General features: G+C 73.2%; 14 protein-coding genes. 5 read left to right on the forward strand and 9 right to left on the reverse strand.

The genetic code is table 11. The annotated features are described in order from the left end of the window. Positions 1–57 precede the first annotated feature (57 nt). The 5 genes from nirB (at position 58) to ACE3QY_RS02555 (ending at position 5,805) form a co-directional block, all read left to right on the forward strand. Positions 58–2,655 carry a nitrite reductase large subunit NirB gene (gene nirB / locus ACE3QY_RS02535; RefSeq protein ID WP_374454427.1) on the forward strand — a complete coding sequence of 866 codons (2,598 nt, stop codon included), beginning with the start codon at positions 58–60 and terminating at the stop codon, positions 2,653–2,655. Further along, positions 2,652–2,996, forward strand: coding sequence for a nitrite reductase small subunit NirD (gene nirD, locus ACE3QY_RS02540; RefSeq protein WP_374454428.1), 345 nt, complete (start codon positions 2,652–2,654; stop codon positions 2,994–2,996). Before nirB ends, nirD begins: the two co-directional genes overlap by 4 nt. Beyond that, positions 2,993–4,114: a uroporphyrinogen-III synthase gene (locus ACE3QY_RS02545; RefSeq protein WP_374454429.1), complete on the forward strand. Its 1,122-nt coding sequence runs from the start codon at positions 2,993–2,995 to the stop codon at positions 4,112–4,114. Before nirD ends, ACE3QY_RS02545 begins: the two co-directional genes overlap by 4 nt. After that, positions 4,111–5,016 carry an NAD-dependent epimerase/dehydratase family protein gene (locus ACE3QY_RS02550; protein ID WP_374454430.1) on the forward strand — a complete coding sequence of 302 codons (906 nt, stop codon included), beginning with the start codon at positions 4,111–4,113 and terminating at the stop codon, positions 5,014–5,016. The genes ACE3QY_RS02545 and ACE3QY_RS02550 overlap by 4 nt, the downstream gene beginning before the upstream one ends. Positions 5,017–5,151: 135 nt before the next feature. Beyond that, entirely contained in the window at positions 5,152–5,805 is a 654-nt protein-coding gene (locus ACE3QY_RS02555; protein WP_374454431.1) for a VOC family protein, read from the forward strand. Here the strand turns inward: ACE3QY_RS02555 and ACE3QY_RS02560 are convergent. The 9 genes from ACE3QY_RS02560 to ACE3QY_RS02600 form a co-directional block, all read right to left on the reverse strand. Further along, positions 5,802–6,263, reverse strand: a complete 462-nt coding sequence (locus tag ACE3QY_RS02560) for an isoprenylcysteine carboxylmethyltransferase family protein (protein ID WP_374454432.1) — start codon at positions 6,261–6,263, stop codon at positions 5,802–5,804. The genes ACE3QY_RS02555 and ACE3QY_RS02560 overlap by 4 nt on opposite strands. Before the next feature lie 3 nt (positions 6,264–6,266). Further along, the gene (locus ACE3QY_RS02565) at positions 6,267–7,304 is read right to left on the reverse strand and encodes a DUF4082 domain-containing protein (RefSeq protein WP_374454433.1); all 1,038 of its coding nucleotides are present in this window, start codon (positions 7,302–7,304) and stop codon (positions 6,267–6,269) included. A 79-nt stretch (positions 7,305–7,383) separates the two neighbouring features. Beyond that, entirely contained in the window at positions 7,384–8,901 is a 1,518-nt protein-coding gene (locus tag ACE3QY_RS02570; protein ID WP_374454434.1) for a cation acetate symporter, read from the reverse strand. Beyond that, entirely contained in the window at positions 8,898–9,290 is a 393-nt protein-coding gene (locus ACE3QY_RS02575; protein ID WP_374454435.1) for a hypothetical protein, read from the reverse strand. The genes ACE3QY_RS02570 and ACE3QY_RS02575 overlap by 4 nt, the downstream gene beginning before the upstream one ends. A 10-nt stretch (positions 9,291–9,300) precedes the next feature. Beyond that, positions 9,301–10,014, reverse strand: coding sequence for a LytR/AlgR family response regulator transcription factor (locus tag ACE3QY_RS02580; RefSeq protein ID WP_374454436.1), 714 nt, complete (start codon positions 10,012–10,014; stop codon positions 9,301–9,303). Beyond that, entirely contained in the window at positions 10,011–11,138 is a 1,128-nt protein-coding gene (locus ACE3QY_RS02585) for a sensor histidine kinase (RefSeq protein WP_374454437.1), read from the reverse strand. The genes ACE3QY_RS02580 and ACE3QY_RS02585 overlap by 4 nt, the downstream gene beginning before the upstream one ends. A gap of 19 nt (positions 11,139–11,157) precedes the next feature. Further along, positions 11,158–12,498 (reverse strand): hypothetical protein, encoded by a 1,341-nt coding sequence (locus ACE3QY_RS02590; RefSeq protein WP_374454438.1) that lies wholly within the window; start codon positions 12,496–12,498, stop codon positions 11,158–11,160. A 49-nt stretch (positions 12,499–12,547) separates the two neighbouring features. Beyond that, positions 12,548–13,915: a calcium-binding protein gene (locus tag ACE3QY_RS02595; RefSeq protein WP_374454439.1), complete on the reverse strand. Its 1,368-nt coding sequence runs from the start codon at positions 13,913–13,915 to the stop codon at positions 12,548–12,550. 22 nt (positions 13,916–13,937) lie between these two features. Continuing rightward, a complete protein-coding gene (locus ACE3QY_RS02600) occupies positions 13,938–14,804 on the reverse strand; it encodes a class I SAM-dependent methyltransferase (RefSeq protein WP_374454440.1) in 867 nt (288 codons plus the stop codon). Positions 14,805–14,829: the final 25 nt, after the last annotated feature.

Genomic DNA, 14,829 nt, shown 5'->3' on the forward strand with positions numbered 1-14,829 from the left:
CACAGCCGAAACATTCGCCCGACGGCCGGGAAACATCGCGTTCCTACCGTCCTCGGCATGAGCAAGCGCCAGCGGATCGTCGTCGTCGGGCACGGCATGGTGGGCCACCGGTTCGCCCAGGCCGCCGTCGAGCGCGGCCTCACCGAGACCCACGACGTGCTCGTCATCGGCGAGGAGCCCCGCGCGGCGTACGACCGGGTGGCGCTGACCAGCTGGTTCGGCCACGACGCGGCCGGCGACGGCGAGGGCGCGCTCACGCTGCTGCCCGGCGGGGAGTACGACGACCCGCGGGTGCGCCTGGTCCTCGACAGCGTCGTGACCGAGGTCGACCGCGCCGGGCGCACCGTCACGGTGGTCTCGCCGCCGGCCGCGGTCGGTGACCCCCTCGCCCACCCGGGCGCCGTCACCGTCCACGAGTACGACGTCCTCGTGCTCGCCACCGGAGCCGCACCGTTCGTCCCGCCGGTCGAGGGCCGCGGCAAGGCCGGGTGCTTCGTCTACCGCACCATCGAGGACCTCCAGGCGATCAAGGCCGCCAGCGCGACGGCGACGAGCGGGATCGTGATCGGCGGCGGTCTCCTCGGGCTCGAGGCGGCGAACGCCCTCGTGCAGCTCGGCCTGGAGACGCACGTCGTGGAGATGGCGCCACGGCTGATGCCCGTGCAGCTCGACGCCGCCGCGGGCACCACGCTGGTCCGCCACATCGAGCGGCTCGGCGTGACCGCCCACACCGGTGTCCTCACCGAGGCCATCGTGGGGGACGACGACGCCGTCGCGGGCCTGCGGATGCGGCAGGCGGGCACCGAGGAGGGCGCGCCCACGACGACCGTCGAGGCACAGGTCGTGGTGTTCTCCGCTGGCATCCGGCCGCGCGACGCCCTGGCCCGCGAGTGCGACCTCGACGTCGCCGAGCGCGGTGGCGTACTGGTGGACGAGCAGTGCCGGACGAGCGACCCCGCGATCTTCGCGATCGGCGAGTGCGCGGCGCCCGGCGGGAGGATGTACGGCCTGGTCGCGCCGGGCTACGCGATGGCCGAGGTCGTCGTCGACGCGCTGCTCGACGGGCCGGGCACCTTCACCGGCGCCGACATGTCGACCAAGCTCAAGCTCCTCGGCGTCGACGTGGCCAGCTTCGGCGACGCCTTCGCCACGACCGCAGACTCCCTCGAGCTCGTCTACTCCGACGCCGTCGCCGGCGTCTACAAGAAGCTCGTGGTGAGCGAGGACGGCACCCGGCTGCTCGGAGGCATCCTCGTGGGCGACGCGTCGGCGTACGGCGTGCTCCGGCCGATGGTGAGCAGCGGGCTGGCACTGCCCGACAACCCCGAGCAGCTGATCCTGCCGGCGAGCAGCGGCGTCCAGCTGGGGATGCCCGACGAGGCGCAGGTCTGCTCGTGCAACGACGTGACGAAGGCCGACATCCTCCACGCGGTGGCCGAGCAGGGGTGCGAGGACGTCGCCGCGGTCAAGCAGTGCACGCGGGCCGGCAGCACCTGCGGCTCCTGCGTGCCGACGGTGAAGAACCTCATCGAGGAGCACTTCGCCAGCGTCGGCAAGGTCGTCGACAAGGGCCTGTGCGAGCACTTCCGGCTCACCCGGCAGGAGCTCTTCGACGTGGTCGCCGTCCACGGCTACCGCCGCTTCGACGACATCGTCGAGGCGCACGGCACGGGTCGCGGCTGCGACGTCTGCAAGCCGGCGATCGCCAGCATCCTGGCCAGCCAGACCAGCACCCACATCCTCGAGCGCGAGACGGCCGAGCTCCAGGACACCAACGACGCCTACCTCGCCAACATCCAGCGCAACGGCACCTACTCCGTCGTCCCGCGCATCCCCGGCGGCGAGATCACCCCGGAGAAGCTGATCGTGATCGGCGAGGTGGCACGCGACTTCGACCTCTACACCAAGATCACCGGCGGCCAGCGCATCGACCTCTTCGGCGCCCGGATGGAGCAGCTGCCGGCCATCTGGCGGCGGCTCGTCGACGCCGGCTTCGAGTCCGGCCACGCCTACGGCAAGTCGCTGCGGACCGTGAAGTCGTGCGTCGGCTCGACCTGGTGCCGCTACGGCGTCCAGGACTCGGTTGGCCTCGCCATCGCCCTCGAGCTGCGCTACCGCGGCCTCCGCAGCCCGCACAAGCTCAAGGGCGGGGTCAGCGGCTGCGCCCGCGAGTGCGCCGAGGCGCGCGGCAAGGACTTCGGCGTCATCGCGACGGAGAAGGGGTGGAACCTCTACGTCGGCGGCAACGGCGGCGCGAACCCCGCCCACGCCCGGCTCCTCGCCGGCGACCTCGACACCGCGACGCTGGTGTCGTACCTCGACCGCTTCCTCATGTACTACGTCCGCACCGCCGACCGGCTCCAGCGCACGTCGACCTGGGTCGAGCAGCTCGACGGCGGGCTCGACCGGGTGCGCGAGGTCGTCGTCGACGACGCGCTCGGGCTCGGCGCCGAGCTGGAGGCCGAGATGGCACGCCACGTCGGTGGGTACGCCGACGAGTGGCGCGCGACGCTGGAGGACCCGGAGAAGCTGGCGCGGTTCGTGTCGTTCGTCAACGCCCCGGACACGCCCGACCCGAGCATCGCCTTCACCACCGAGCGCGACCAGATCCAGCCCATCGCGCCGGCCCTGATCCCGGTGGGGGCGCCGGCATGACCGACCTCGCAGTCGCCCGGATGACGGCCGTGTGCACCGTCGACGCGATCCCGCTGGAGGGCGGCGTCGCGGCTCTCGTCGACGGACGGGCGGTCGCGGTGTTCCGGACCCACGACGGCGCCGTCCACGCGATCGGCAACGTCGACCCCTTCAGCAGCGCCTCGGTGCTGTCGCGCGGCATCGTCGGCAGCCGCGGGGACGTGCCGGTGGTGAGCTCGCCGATGTACAAGCAGGCCTTCGACCTCCGCACCGGACGCTGCCTCGACGACGACGGCGTCTCCGTGCCGGCGTACGACGTGACGGTGGTCGATGGTGTCGTCCACGTCGGGGAGGCCACGTGACGGCGCTCCCTCTCGACGGCTTCCGGATCGGGGTCACCGCTGCTCGCAAGGCCGAGGAGCAGGTGGCCCTGCTGGAGCGTCGTGGGGCGAAGGTCGAGTGGGCGGCGGCGCTGTCGCTGGAGCCCAACCACGTCGACCTCACCGAGCTGCTGACCGCGACGAAGGAGGTGCTCACCGGGCCGGTGGACTTCTTCCTCGCGACCACCGGGGTCGGCATGAAGACCTGGCTGGAGGCCGCACGCGAGGCGGGCCTCTACGACGACCTGGTCGCCACGCTCGACGGCGCCGAGATCCTCGCCCGCGGGCCGAAGAGCGTCGGCGTGCTGCGCCGCCACGGCCTGCGCGAGCTGTGGGCGCCGGAGTCGGAGTGCTTCGAGGACGTGCTCGCGCACCTGCGCGGCCGCGACCTGAGCGGCAAGCGGATCGTGGTGCAGGAGCACGGGCAGTCGCTGTCGATGGCCGCGCACGCGCTGCGCCGGCAGGGCGCCTCCGTGGTCACGGTGCCGATCTACCGGGTCGCGTCGGCCGACGACCCGGAGCCGATGTTCCACATGATCGACCTGATCGCCGACCGGGAGCTCGACGCGGTCACCTTCACCTCCGCGCCCGCCGTGGGCGCCCTGATGGAGGCGGCCTTCTCGGTCGGGCGGCGCGACGACCTCATCTCGGCGTTCCAGTCCGACGTGATCGCCTCCTGCGTCGGTCCGGTCACCGCGGCCGCCTTCGAGATGTGGGGCGTGCCCACGATCTTCCCCGAGCGCTCGCGCCTGGCCGGGATGGTCAAGCAGCTGGAGGCCGAGCTGCCGACCCGCCGCGACGGCGTCGGCGTACGCCTCGCGGACGGGCGGACGCTCATCGTGCACGCAGACTCGCTGATCCTCGACGGCGTGCCGGTCGAGCTGTCCCCGGCGCCCGCGTCGGTGCTGATGGCGCTGCTGGTCAACCCCGGCTTCGTGGTCTCGCGGCGCGCCTTGCTCGCCGCGCTGCCCAGCGGCCAGGCCGGCTCGGAGCACGCGGTCGAGATGGCGGTCGCGCGGCTGCGTGCCGCGATCGGCACCAAGGCCGTGCTGACCGTGGTGAAGCGGGGCTACCGGCTGGCTGTCACTGTGGAGGCATGACCTCCCCGATCGTCGTCGTGACCGGAGCCAACGGCCTCGTCGGCAGCCACGTGGTGGCCGCCCTGAGCGAGCGCGGAGCGACGGTGCGTGCCGTCGTACGCCGCCTCGGTGCGGCGCCCGACCTGCCCGGGGTCGAGGAGCACGTCGGCGACTTCGCCGACCCGGCCTTCGCGGGCTCGGTCGTCGCCGGGGCTGACGCGCTGGTGACGACCGTGCACCCGCTTGGCGGCGACGGCGAGGCCCAGCGTCGCGTCGGCCTGGACGGGACGCTCGTCGTCGCGTCGGCCGCGGTCGAGGCCGGGGTGCCCCTGCTCGTCCATGTCTCGACGGCCGCCGTCTACGACCGCAGCCCCTCCGCTGGCGACGTCTCCGAGGAATCCGCGCTGGTGGGTGACGACGCCGGCGACTACGCCGTCATCAAGCGCGACGTCGACGCCGCGCTGGCCCGCCTGCAAGGCACGACCCGGGTGCTGCTGCGCCCGCCCGCGATCCTCGGGCCGGGGGCGTCGTCGGTCTGGAACTCCGTCGTCCCCGCGGGGATCCGCGACTCCGAGCAGCAGCGCCACGCCCAGCCCGACAAGACTTTCGCCTGGGTGCACGTCACCGACCTGGCTGTCCTGGCCGCCGACGTCGCGACCGGCGCGATCGCTGTCTCGTCGGACGTCTCGTCCGGCCCGGTCTCCGGCGACTGCACCCCCGTCAACGTCGCCAGCGGCCCGGCCACCCAGCGCGACTACGTCGGCACCGTCACCCGCGCCCTCGGCGTCGACCCCGTCTGGGACGACGGCGACGCCTGGACCGGCCAGATCGTCGCCGACCGGGCTCGGGGTTGGGGCTGGGCGCCGAAGGTCAGCCTCGCCGACGCGTTCGCCGAGCTCGAGGCGGGCGTGCGGGAGCTGTAGGGCCGCTGGCAGGGCGGATCCGGCTCGTCGCGCGGCGTGTCGTGAATGCCGCATGGCGTGTCGGGAGACGACGCGCTCCGGATGGGCCCCGCAAACTGGGTGGTCCTGGGAGCGAGGGCTGCCTACGGTGCTGGCATGGCCGCCCGACTGGAGTCATTGACCATCCTGTCCGCCGAGCCCGAGCGACTGGCGTCCTTCTGGGGCGAGCTCCTCGGCCAAGGTACGGAGGACCTGCCGTTCGCCCTGGTCGTCGAGCAGGGCGACGTGCCGCGGGTCGGGCTGAACCAGATCCACCTCCACCTGACCAGCAACGCGGCACGCCAGGAGGACACGGTGGCTCGGGCGCTCGAGCTGGGGGCGACCCACCTCGACGTCGGGCAGCTGCCCGAGGAGGACCACGTCGTCCTGGCCGACCCCGACGGCAACGAGTTCTGCGTGATCGAGGCCGGCAACGGCTGGCTCGCCGGCACCGGCTTCCTCGGGGAGCTGGCGGCCGACGGGACACGGGAGGTCGGGGTCTTCTGGAGCGAGGCGCTCGGCTGGCCGCTGGTCCATGACGAGGCCGGCGAGACCGCGATCCAACCGCCGAGCGGAGGCGTCAAGATCGCCTGGGGTGGGCCGCCGCTCAACCCGCGCCACGACCGCAACCGGATGCACTTCGTGCTCGAGGCCGACGACCTCGACGCCGAGTTCGAGCGGCTGGTCGGGCTGGGCGCGACGCTCGTGGCGAGGCACGCAGGTGAGGTCGAGATGGCCGACCCCGACGGCAACGAGTTCCGCATCCGTTAGAGCCAGCGGCGCACCCGGCGGCGGTAGGCGTCGTACGGCTCCCCGAAGCGGGCGTGGAGGAAGCGCTCCTCGGGCAGGATCGCGCCCCAGAGCACGAGCAGCACGGCGGCGGGGAAGAGCACGAGCCCCCAGAAGGTCGGGCCGAGCAGCGCGATGGCGAGGTAGAGCGCGAGCAGGCCGACGTAGAGCGGGTTGCGCGAGAGCCGGTAGGGGCCCGACTCGATCATCGCCCTCGTGGAGTCGCCCGGCAGCAGCCCGGTCTCGTGGCGGGCGAAGAGCAAGAGCGACCAGCCGTTCCAGACCACGAAGAAGGCAGCCAGCGCCCAGCCGATGGGCACGCGCCAGCCGCCGGGCTCGACCGGGTCACCCCACCACGCCGTCGCCAGGGCACCGGCCACGAGCGGTGCGCCGATCGCGACAGGCGGCCAGAGCCGGAAGCTGACGGTGTCGGCGGCCACGTCTCACCGCGTGCGGAAGGTCCAGGTGGCTCGCTGGATGCCCGGCTTCTGCGGGTCCTGGTCCAGCGCGTTGCCGAAGACGTCGCGGACCTTCGACGTGACGACGACCCGGTACGTCGTGCCCGGCAGCAGGCGCTGCTTCGGGACCAGGGTGAGGCGCCTGCGCGCGGCGTCGTACGTCAGGCGCGTGGGCACCCGCCCGGACCTTCCGGCCCGTTGGAGGCGGACGCTCGCCTTGGTCAGGGTGGCGGGCCGGACCCTGGTGGAGAAGGTGACCTTGATCCGCGTACCGCGGCTGACGCGGGTGGCGCCGGCGCTGGGGGCGGACCCGTGGACGGCCGGTGCCTGGGTGCCGGGCGGCGGTGTGGGGGTCGGCGTGGGGGGAGTCGGCGTGGGCACCGGGTCGGCGGGGTCCTGCCACAGCGGGGTCACCCAGTAGGTGGAGCTGCGGAAGCCGTTCGACGGGAAGACGCAGGACGCCACGTCGTAGCAGTGCACGCCGTTGGGGCTGGTGGCGGTCGAGCGGAGGGCGGTGACGGGTCCGCGCGTCGCCTGCTGCTGGAAGAAGTCGTACTGGAAGGCGTACTTGGTCGCCGGGGTGTAGTAGGACGCGATGTAGGTCTGCCCGGGCGAGATCGCGACGGGCTGCGCGAAGACCAGGTCCTGCCAGCCCTTCTTCGAGGTCTCCTGGAACGTCCCGGTCGCGAGGCGGTTGCCCTGGCCGTCCCACAGGGTGCCGGTCACGGTGGCCGGGTCGGTGCGGTAGACCCGGATCCCGACGACCGAGAGGTCGCGCGAGGTCCGGAACCGGGTGCCGAGCTCGACGCCGTTGCGCGAGTCGTTGGCCGTGCAGAAGCCGTGGTCGTCGAGCCGCCAGCGGCCGCAGTCCTTGGCGGTGAGACCGGCCTCGAAGCCGGTGTCCCAGAGCCCCGTCGGCGCCTTCGCGCGTGGTGTCGGGGTCGGCGCTGCCGTCGAGGGCAGCACCGCCAGGCTCGCCAGCACCAGCCCGGCCAGCGTCGAGACCGCTGTCCTGCTCCTCATGTCCCCGCCCCCACGTCGCCCTGCACAACCCCCACCGAAGAACGTACCGCCTCACCCCCAAGGGTGAAGGGCGAACCGCTCAACCGCGCTCGAGCTCGACGGCCTCCGGAGTGTGCAGACGGACCATGAACCGGCCCGCGTGAGCGGGGACGGAGGCCCTCGTGAGGCGCGAGACCACGATCATGGTGGCCAGGGAAGCTGGTACAGACCAGGCCGCCGGCTGGCCCAGCAACGCCGACGTCCAGCCCGCCGACGGCGCGGCGCCCAGGGTCCACGCGACCGCCGCACCCGAGCCGAGGCCGCCGACCAGCAGGCCCGCGACCGCGCCCGCGGGCGTCAGCCCCCGCCACCAGATGCCGAGCATCAGCAGCGGCGCGAACGTCGATGCCGTCACCGCGAAGGCCAGGCCGACGGTCCGCGCAACAGCGACGTCCTGCGCCGGCAGCGAGGCCAGCAGCGGGACGACAACGGCGATGGCGGCGGCGACCCGGAAGGCGGCGACCCCGCCGAGGCGGTAGCGGCCCCAGCGCCGGCCGGTGACGTCCTGCGACAGCACGCCCGCCACCGCGATGGTCAGCCCGGAGCTCGTCGACAGGAACGCGGCGAACGCGCCGGCAGTGACCAGGCCCGTCAGCACCGACCCCACCGCCCCGGGGACCATCAGGTTCGGCAGCTCGAGGACGAGCACGTCGGACCGTCCGTCGACCAGCTCGGTGGCGTAGATCCGGCCGAGGGCGGCGTACACCGGTGGCAGGACGTAGAAGATGCCGAGCAGCACGAGCACGGCGAGGGTGGTGCGGCGGGCGGCCCGACCGTCGGGGTTGGTGTAGAAGCGCACGACCACGTGGGGCAGCCCCATCGTGCCGAGGAACGTCGCGATGATGAGGGAGTACGTCGTGTAGAGCCCGATGCCGCCGCCGGGCGAGGCCAGCGGCACCGACCACGACTGCGGCGCCGCGCCTGCCGGGTCGGCCGCGCCGTCACCGGCCCAGACCGCGAGCAGCACGAAGACCGGGACGAGCAGCGCCGTGAGCTTGAGCCAGAACTGGAAGGCCTGCACGAAGGTGATCGAGCGCATCCCGCCGGGGCTCACCGACGCCAGCACCACCAGCGCGACGACCAGCGACCCCGCCCACGTCGGGGCGTCGATGGTGGCTCGCAGCGTCACTCCGGCGCCCTGGAACTGCGGCAGCAGGTAGAGCCAGCCGATGCCGACCACCAGCACCGAGCAGAGCTTGCGGACCCCGCGCGAGCCGAGGCGGGCCTCGGCGAAGTCGGGCAGCGTGTAGGCGCCCGAGCGCCGCAGCGGGGCGGCGACCAGGACGAGCAGGACGAGGTAGCCGGCGGTCCAGCCGACCGGGTACCACAGCATCTCCGCGCCGAACGTCAGCAGCAGCCCGGCGACGCCGAGGAACGACGCCGCGGAGAGGTACTCCCCGCCGATCGCGCTCGCGTTGAGCCGCGGCCGGACGGTCCGCGAGGCGACGAAGAAGTCGCTCGTGGTGCGCGAGATCCGCAGGCCCCAGGTGCCGATCGCGAGCGTGGCCAGCGAGACCAGGACGACCGCGACGACGCCCGGCACCACGCTGGTGGTCACGGACCCTCCTCCGGGCGGACCGTGCCGACGAGGTCGGCGAAGTCGCGCTCGTTGGCCTCGGACCGGCGGATGTAGAACCACCCGAGCAGCACCAGCCACGGGTAGGTCAGCAGCCCGAGGAGCAACCACGCCAGCGGCATCGGCCCGACCCGCACCCCACCGAGCTCCGGGAAGAGGTGAAAGAGCAGGGGCAGCAGACCGAACGTCAGCGCGAGCGCGACCAGCACGCGCATCGCGAGCAGCAGCTGCTCGCGCAGCAGGGAGCGCATGAACACCTCGCCGAGGGCCGTCTCGGCGTCGATCTCCCGCGTCCCCGTGGACCGTACGCCGTCCGCCCGGCGCCGCGGCGGCCCGGTGACTCTCACCCGGGGCGGCGGCTGCTCGGTCACGTGCTCGCCCTCACGCGTCGCGCTTCGTGAGCACCGACCGCAGCTCGCGCGTGTGGCGCCGCGAGACCGGCAGCTCGGTGCCGCCGATGACCACGCTGACCCGGCCGCCCTCGCTGCGGACCTCCTCGACGTGCGGGAGCGCGACGAGGACCGAGCGGTGGATCCGCACGAAGCCGGCCGGCGCCCACTGCTCGGCCAGCGAGCTGAGCGGGGTGCGGACCAGGTGCGAGCCCTCGGCGGTGTGGAGCCGCGCGTAGTCGCCCTGCGCCTCGACGTGGGTGATCTCCGAGCGGTTGATGAACCGGGTGACCCCGCCGCGCTCCACCGGGATCTGCACGTCGCCGGACGGCGCCGGGCCGCCGGCCTCGACGACGCGGCGTACGGCCTCGGCGAGGCGCTCCTCGCGCACCGGCTTGAGGACGTAGTCGACTGCCCGCAGCTCGAAGGCCGCGACCGCGTGCTCCTCGTGCGCGGTCACGAACACCACGGGTGGCGGCTGCTTGAAGCGCGAGAGCACCTGCGCGAGGTCGAGCCCGGTGAGGCCGGGCATCTGGATGTCCAGGAAGACCGCGTCGACCTCCTCGGCCTGGAGCACCCGCAGCGCCTCGGTCGCGGAGTCGCTGCCCATCACCTCGCCGATGCGCGGGTCGCGGCCGAGCAGGAAGGTGAGCTCGTCGAGCGCAGGACGCTCGTCGTCGATGACGAGGACTCTCAAGCCGGTCATACCTGTACTCCCGGGGCGAACTTCGGCACCCGCACGATCACCTTGGTGCCGGCGCCGGGCGCGGTCTCGACCACCAGACCGTAGTCGTCGCCGTAGGCGTTGCGCAGCCGCGCGTCCACGTTGCCCAGGCCGACCGAGTCCATCGACGCGTCGCCGGCGAGCGCGCGGCGTACCCGCTCGGGGTCCTCGCCGGTGCCGTCGTCCTCGACCTCCAGCACGCACTCCTGGTCGAGGTCGCGCGCGGTGATGGAGAGCCGGCCGACCCCGTCCTCCTTGTCGGCGCTGGCCTCGAGCCCGTGGCGTACGGCGTTCTCGACGAGCGGCTGGATGCACAGGAACGGCACCGCCACGGGCAGCACCTCCGGGGCGATCTGCAGCGTCACGTGCAGCCGCTCCCCGAAGCGCGCCTGCTCGAGGAGGAGGTAGCGCTCGACGGAGCGGAGCTCCTCGGCGAGGGTCGTGTACTCGCCGTGGCGGCGGAAGGAGTAGCGGGTGAAGTCGGCGAACTCGAGCAGCAGCTCGCGCGCCCGGTCGGGGTCGGTGCGCACGAAGCTGGCGATCGCGCCGAGCGAGTTGTAGATGAAGTGGGGGCTGATCTGCGCCCGCAGCGCCCGGACCTCCGCCTCCATCAGGCGGGTGCGCGAGGCGTCGAGCTCGGCGAGCTCGAGCTGGCCGCTGACCCACGACGCCACCTCGTCGGCCGCCCGGACGAGGCCGCCGGTCGTGTGCGGCGCGCCCACCACGAGGGCGCCGACGAGCCGGTCGTCGACGACGAGGGGGCTCACGATCGCCTGCCGGACCTGGCAGCCGCCGTCGTCGCAGACCAGCGTCCGCTCGTCGACGATCATCGTCCGCCCGGTCTCCGCGACCTGGCCGATGGTGGCCGCGAGCTGGCTGCGGTGGTGGCCGCCGAGGCCGTCCCACGCCAGCAGCCCGCTGGTGTCACCGAGCCCGGCGGCCGGGGTGCCGAGCAGCGCGCGCAGGTGGCGTACGGACCGCTCGGCGCTCGACGAGGTCAGTCCCTCCCGCAGCGCCGGGCTCGCCAGCGAGGCGTTGTGCAGCGCGCGGAAGGCGGCGCGGTCGGCCTCGCCGCCCAGGGACGTACGCCGCCACCGCCATGCCATGGCGAGACAGTAGCCGCGATCAGCGCTCGCAGCGGCGCTCGACCTCGGCGGTGCAGCGGTCTAGGCCCTGGCCGCCGTCGGCCTTGTCGCGGCCGCCGCGGCCCTCGAGGCGATCGTTGCCGCCCTGGCCGCGCAGCCGGTCAGGTCCCTGTCCACCGCGGAGCCGGTCCCGGTCGGGCCCGCCGTCCATCGTGGTGCGCGTGGTGCAGTCGAACGAGTAGGAGGTCGACGCGAAGAACCTCTGGGCGACGTTGCGCAGCGTGTCGCGGCCGTGGCCGCCCCGGAGCGTCCCCTCGCAGCCGGCGAACGACAGGTCGTTGTCGGCGTTGCTGCCGACCAGGGTGACCTCGGGCGCGACGAGGAGGGCGTCCTCGATCCCGGAGACGCTCGCCACCTTCGCGCCGCCGATGGCCAGGCGCTGGTAGAAGCCGAGGTTCAGCTCGAGGGAGCCGGCAGAGGTCGCCGCCACCACCCGGTCGACGCCGCGGCCCAGGTCGATCCGGCTGCCCTCGGCCACGCTCGCGGGCTCGATCACCAGCAGGTCCTGGCCCCGGTCGGTGGCGATGTCCACCGTGGGGGCGCCGTCGGAGCGCACGGTGAGCGAGTCGTCCCCGCGCGTGCCGCGGTAGGTGAGCTTCCCCGATCCGGCGTCGACGGTGACGGCCTCGAAGCCGACGACGCGCGCGGTGCCCTGCGCCGAGGTGAGGGTGCCGAGCGCCTGGTCGAGGGTGACGTCGCTGTCGCCGATCGGGAGGCTCAACGGGTCGTCGCCGTCGCCCCCGGTGAGCACGGCGTCGCCGCCTGCGGCCGAGGTGCCGAGGTAGAACCGGTCATCGCCCGCGCCGACGTCGACGACGTCGTGGTTGGCGGTGCCCGACGACCCGGAGAAGACCGTGTCGTCGCCAGTGCCGGTCTCGACCCGGTCGGTGTCGACGTCCGAGCCCGGCTGCGCGTTGTAGTCGCGGGGGTCGGGGAAGTAGCCGGCGGAGACGAAGTCCGCGGCGCCTCCACCGGCGAACGTGTCCGCGCCGGCGCCGAGCTCGACCCGGCCGGAGTAGCCGCTCGTCAGCGACGAGGCGTCCACGAAGTCGTTGCCCTCGCCCGCGAGGACCTCCAGGAGGTGGGCTGCGGAGACGGGCTCGCTCACACAGATCAGGTCGTCGCCCCCCAGGGCGCTCACCACGGTGGAGGAACCGGTCACGATGACGTCGCGTCCCTCCGTGCCCACGACGAGCTGGCCGGTCCCCACGATGGTGGCCGCCTCGCCGCGGCAGGTCTCGCCCGCGGCGGTGGCGTTCGTGGTGGGTGCGAGCAGGGCCAGGCCGAGCAGCCCAGCAATGGTCAGTGTCGTCGTACGCATCTGTGTTCCCCCGTGTGTGTTGTGGTCGTCGTGGCCGGGTGTGCGCCGCTCAGCGCTCGCAGCGCTTCTCGCGCTCGGCGGAGCAGCGGTCGCGCCGCCCGTCGCCGCCGTCCGCCCGGTCGCGCCCGGCCCCGCCGCGCAGCACGTCGTTGCCGTTGGCGCCCTCGAGCAGGTCCTTGCCGGGACCGCCGATGAGCGTGTCGTCGCCGCTCTGGCCCTTGAGCTCGTCGGCGCCGGAGCCGCCGTCCAGCTTGTAACGCTCGCGGCAGCCGGGGGAGGTCTCGTACCAGTACTCGTAGCGGCGGCTGATGGTGTCGTCGCCGCCGCGGCCGCGCACGACGCCGCTGCACGCCGAGACGCCGATGTCGTTGCCGGCGCCGGTGCCCTTCACGTCGACCATGCGGGCGTGCACGTCGGCGTCCTCGAAGCCGCGCACGACGGCGTCGGTCGACGTCGTGGCGTCACGGGCGAGGAGCTGCTCGGCCCGCAGGTCGAGGAAGAGGTCGCGGTCGCGGTCGAGGACGTAGAGGTCGTCGCGGCCGGAGCCGGCGTCGACCACGGTGCCGTCGAGGAGCAGGGAGCTCGACGTGAAGTCGTCCGCGCCGCCGGCCAGGTCGGCGGTCACGACCGCGCTGGCGGCGTACAGGGTGAGGAAGTCGTCGGCCGCCGTGCCGGTGAACGCCAGGTCGATCGGGTCCTCGTGCGTCGGCCAGATGCTGAACGACTCCACCCCGGACCACGGGAGGGACGGGCTGCCGTCCTCGGTGAGCCGGCCGGTGACGTTGTCGACGGCGAGGTCGTGGGCGCCGGTGACGAAGGAGAGCGTGTCGGTGCCCGCCCCGCCGGAGACGGTGCCTCCGTCGGCGGTGGGGCCGTTCCAGCTCAGGTAGTCACCGCCGCTGCCGAGGTCGACCACGTCGGTGTTGGGCAGGCCCTCCTGGCCGCTGACGAAGCTGTCGCCACCCCCGCCGCCGAGGAGGACGTCGCGATCCGCGTCGAGGTGCGCGTAGTCGGCCGACCGCGTGCCGGCGTCGAGGTAGTCGCCGGCGCCGCCCCCGTAGAAGGTGTCCGCGCCGGTCCCCAGCGTCCCGCTCGCGGGCCAGTCGCGCGCGGCCGTCCCGTCGACCACGTCGTTGCCCGGCCCGGTGTCGATGTCGACAGGCCGCTCGGTCCCCCTGCCCTGGTCGGGGCCGGTGATGCAGACGAGGTCGTCACCGCCGAGGGTCGTCACGTCCTGGCTGCGGTTCGTGACGATGACGTCGCGGCCCTCGGTGCCGACGATGTTCTTGTTGGGCGTGCCGACGATGGTCGCGGCCTCGCCGCGGCAGGTCTCGCCGGCGGCGGTGGCGCTCGTGGCGGGCCCGAGCAGGGCCAGGCCGAGCAGGCCGGCAACGGTCAGTGTCGTCGTACGACGCATGGGGTCCCCCCGGACGGAGCAGTCAGCGGAAGTCGATGAGCAACATGTCGGTGTCGGTGCCGTCGCTCACGACCGGTCCTTCCTGTGACGGCTCGTCGGGCGAAGAAGTTGTCGGCCCGGAAGGATCGGACTCCGTGCGATCGACAACGACGGCGCGGTAGCAGCGGGTGACGTAGGGGATCTGCATCCCGTCCATGCCGCGGCCGTAGTCGTCGTAGAAGGCGAGCAGCTCGGCGAGGTGGCGCTCCCGCTCGTCGTCGTCCATCGCCGCAAAGCTCGACCGCGAGCGCGCCAGGTCGAGCACGGTCTCGCGGTTGACCTCCTGCCAGTGCTTGAAGGTCGTCTCCTCCACGAAGCCGAAGACGTCGCTGTGGACGAGGTGCTGGGAGGAGCTGGTGTTGGAGTCCTGCCGGCCCAGGATGTCGCCCATCCGGCGCACCCACGGGATCCGTTCGTCGCGGCTGTTCCACACCAACGCGACGTGGCCGCCGGGCTTGAGCACGCGGGCGATCTCGGCGAGGGCCACGTCGTGGTCGAACCAGTGGAAGGCCTGCGCCACGACCACCACGTCGACCGACCGGTCGTTGGCCGGGATCTCCTCCGCGGTCGCGACCTTGGCGCTCACCTCGGGCACCCGATCGCGCAGCACCTCGAGCATCGCCTCGTCCGGCTCGGTCGCGAAGACCGCGTGGCCCTGGTCGACGAGCTCGCGGGTCAGCTTGCCGGTGCCCGCCGCGAGCTCCAGGACGACTTTCGCCTCTCCTCCCGCGAGCCACGCCACCGCCTCCGCGGGGTACGACGGCCGGCCCCGGTCGTACGCCTCGGCGACGGGTCCGAAGGACCGGGCGCGGTCGACCGGGGCTGGGGCTGCGGGGAGTTCGTCGCTCATCGTGGACAGGCTACAAGCGCGAGCG

This window comes from Nocardioides sp., from assembly GCF_041913365.1.
Taxonomy (GTDB): domain Bacteria; phylum Actinomycetota; class Actinomycetes; order Propionibacteriales; family Nocardioidaceae; genus Nocardioides.

Bases quoted from the DNA above. Each gene is read 5' to 3' on its own strand.
- ACE3QY_RS02595 (WP_374454439.1), bottom strand. From the start codon at position 13,915: ATGCGTCGTACGACGACACTGACCGTTGCCGGCCTGCTCGGCCTGGCC.
- ACE3QY_RS02550 (WP_374454430.1), top strand. From the start codon at position 4,111: ATGACCTCCCCGATCGTCGTCGTGACCGGAGCCAACGGCCTCGTCGGC.
- ACE3QY_RS02590 (WP_374454438.1), bottom strand. From the start codon at position 12,498: ATGCGTACGACGACACTGACCATTGCTGGGCTGCTCGGCCTGGCCCTG.
- ACE3QY_RS02565 (WP_374454433.1), bottom strand. From the start codon at position 7,304: ATGAGGAGCAGGACAGCGGTCTCGACGCTGGCCGGGCTGGTGCTGGCG.
- ACE3QY_RS02580 (WP_374454436.1), bottom strand. From the start codon at position 10,014: ATGACCGGCTTGAGAGTCCTCGTCATCGACGACGAGCGTCCTGCGCTC.
- nirD (WP_374454428.1), top strand. From the start codon at position 2,652: ATGACCGACCTCGCAGTCGCCCGGATGACGGCCGTGTGCACCGTCGAC.
- ACE3QY_RS02555 (WP_374454431.1), top strand. From the start codon at position 5,152: ATGGCCGCCCGACTGGAGTCATTGACCATCCTGTCCGCCGAGCCCGAG.
- ACE3QY_RS02600 (WP_374454440.1), bottom strand. From the start codon at position 14,804: ATGAGCGACGAACTCCCCGCAGCCCCAGCCCCGGTCGACCGCGCCCGG.
- nirB (WP_374454427.1), top strand. From the start codon at position 58: ATGAGCAAGCGCCAGCGGATCGTCGTCGTCGGGCACGGCATGGTGGGC.
- ACE3QY_RS02585 (WP_374454437.1), bottom strand. From the start codon at position 11,138: ATGGCATGGCGGTGGCGGCGTACGTCCCTGGGCGGCGAGGCCGACCGC.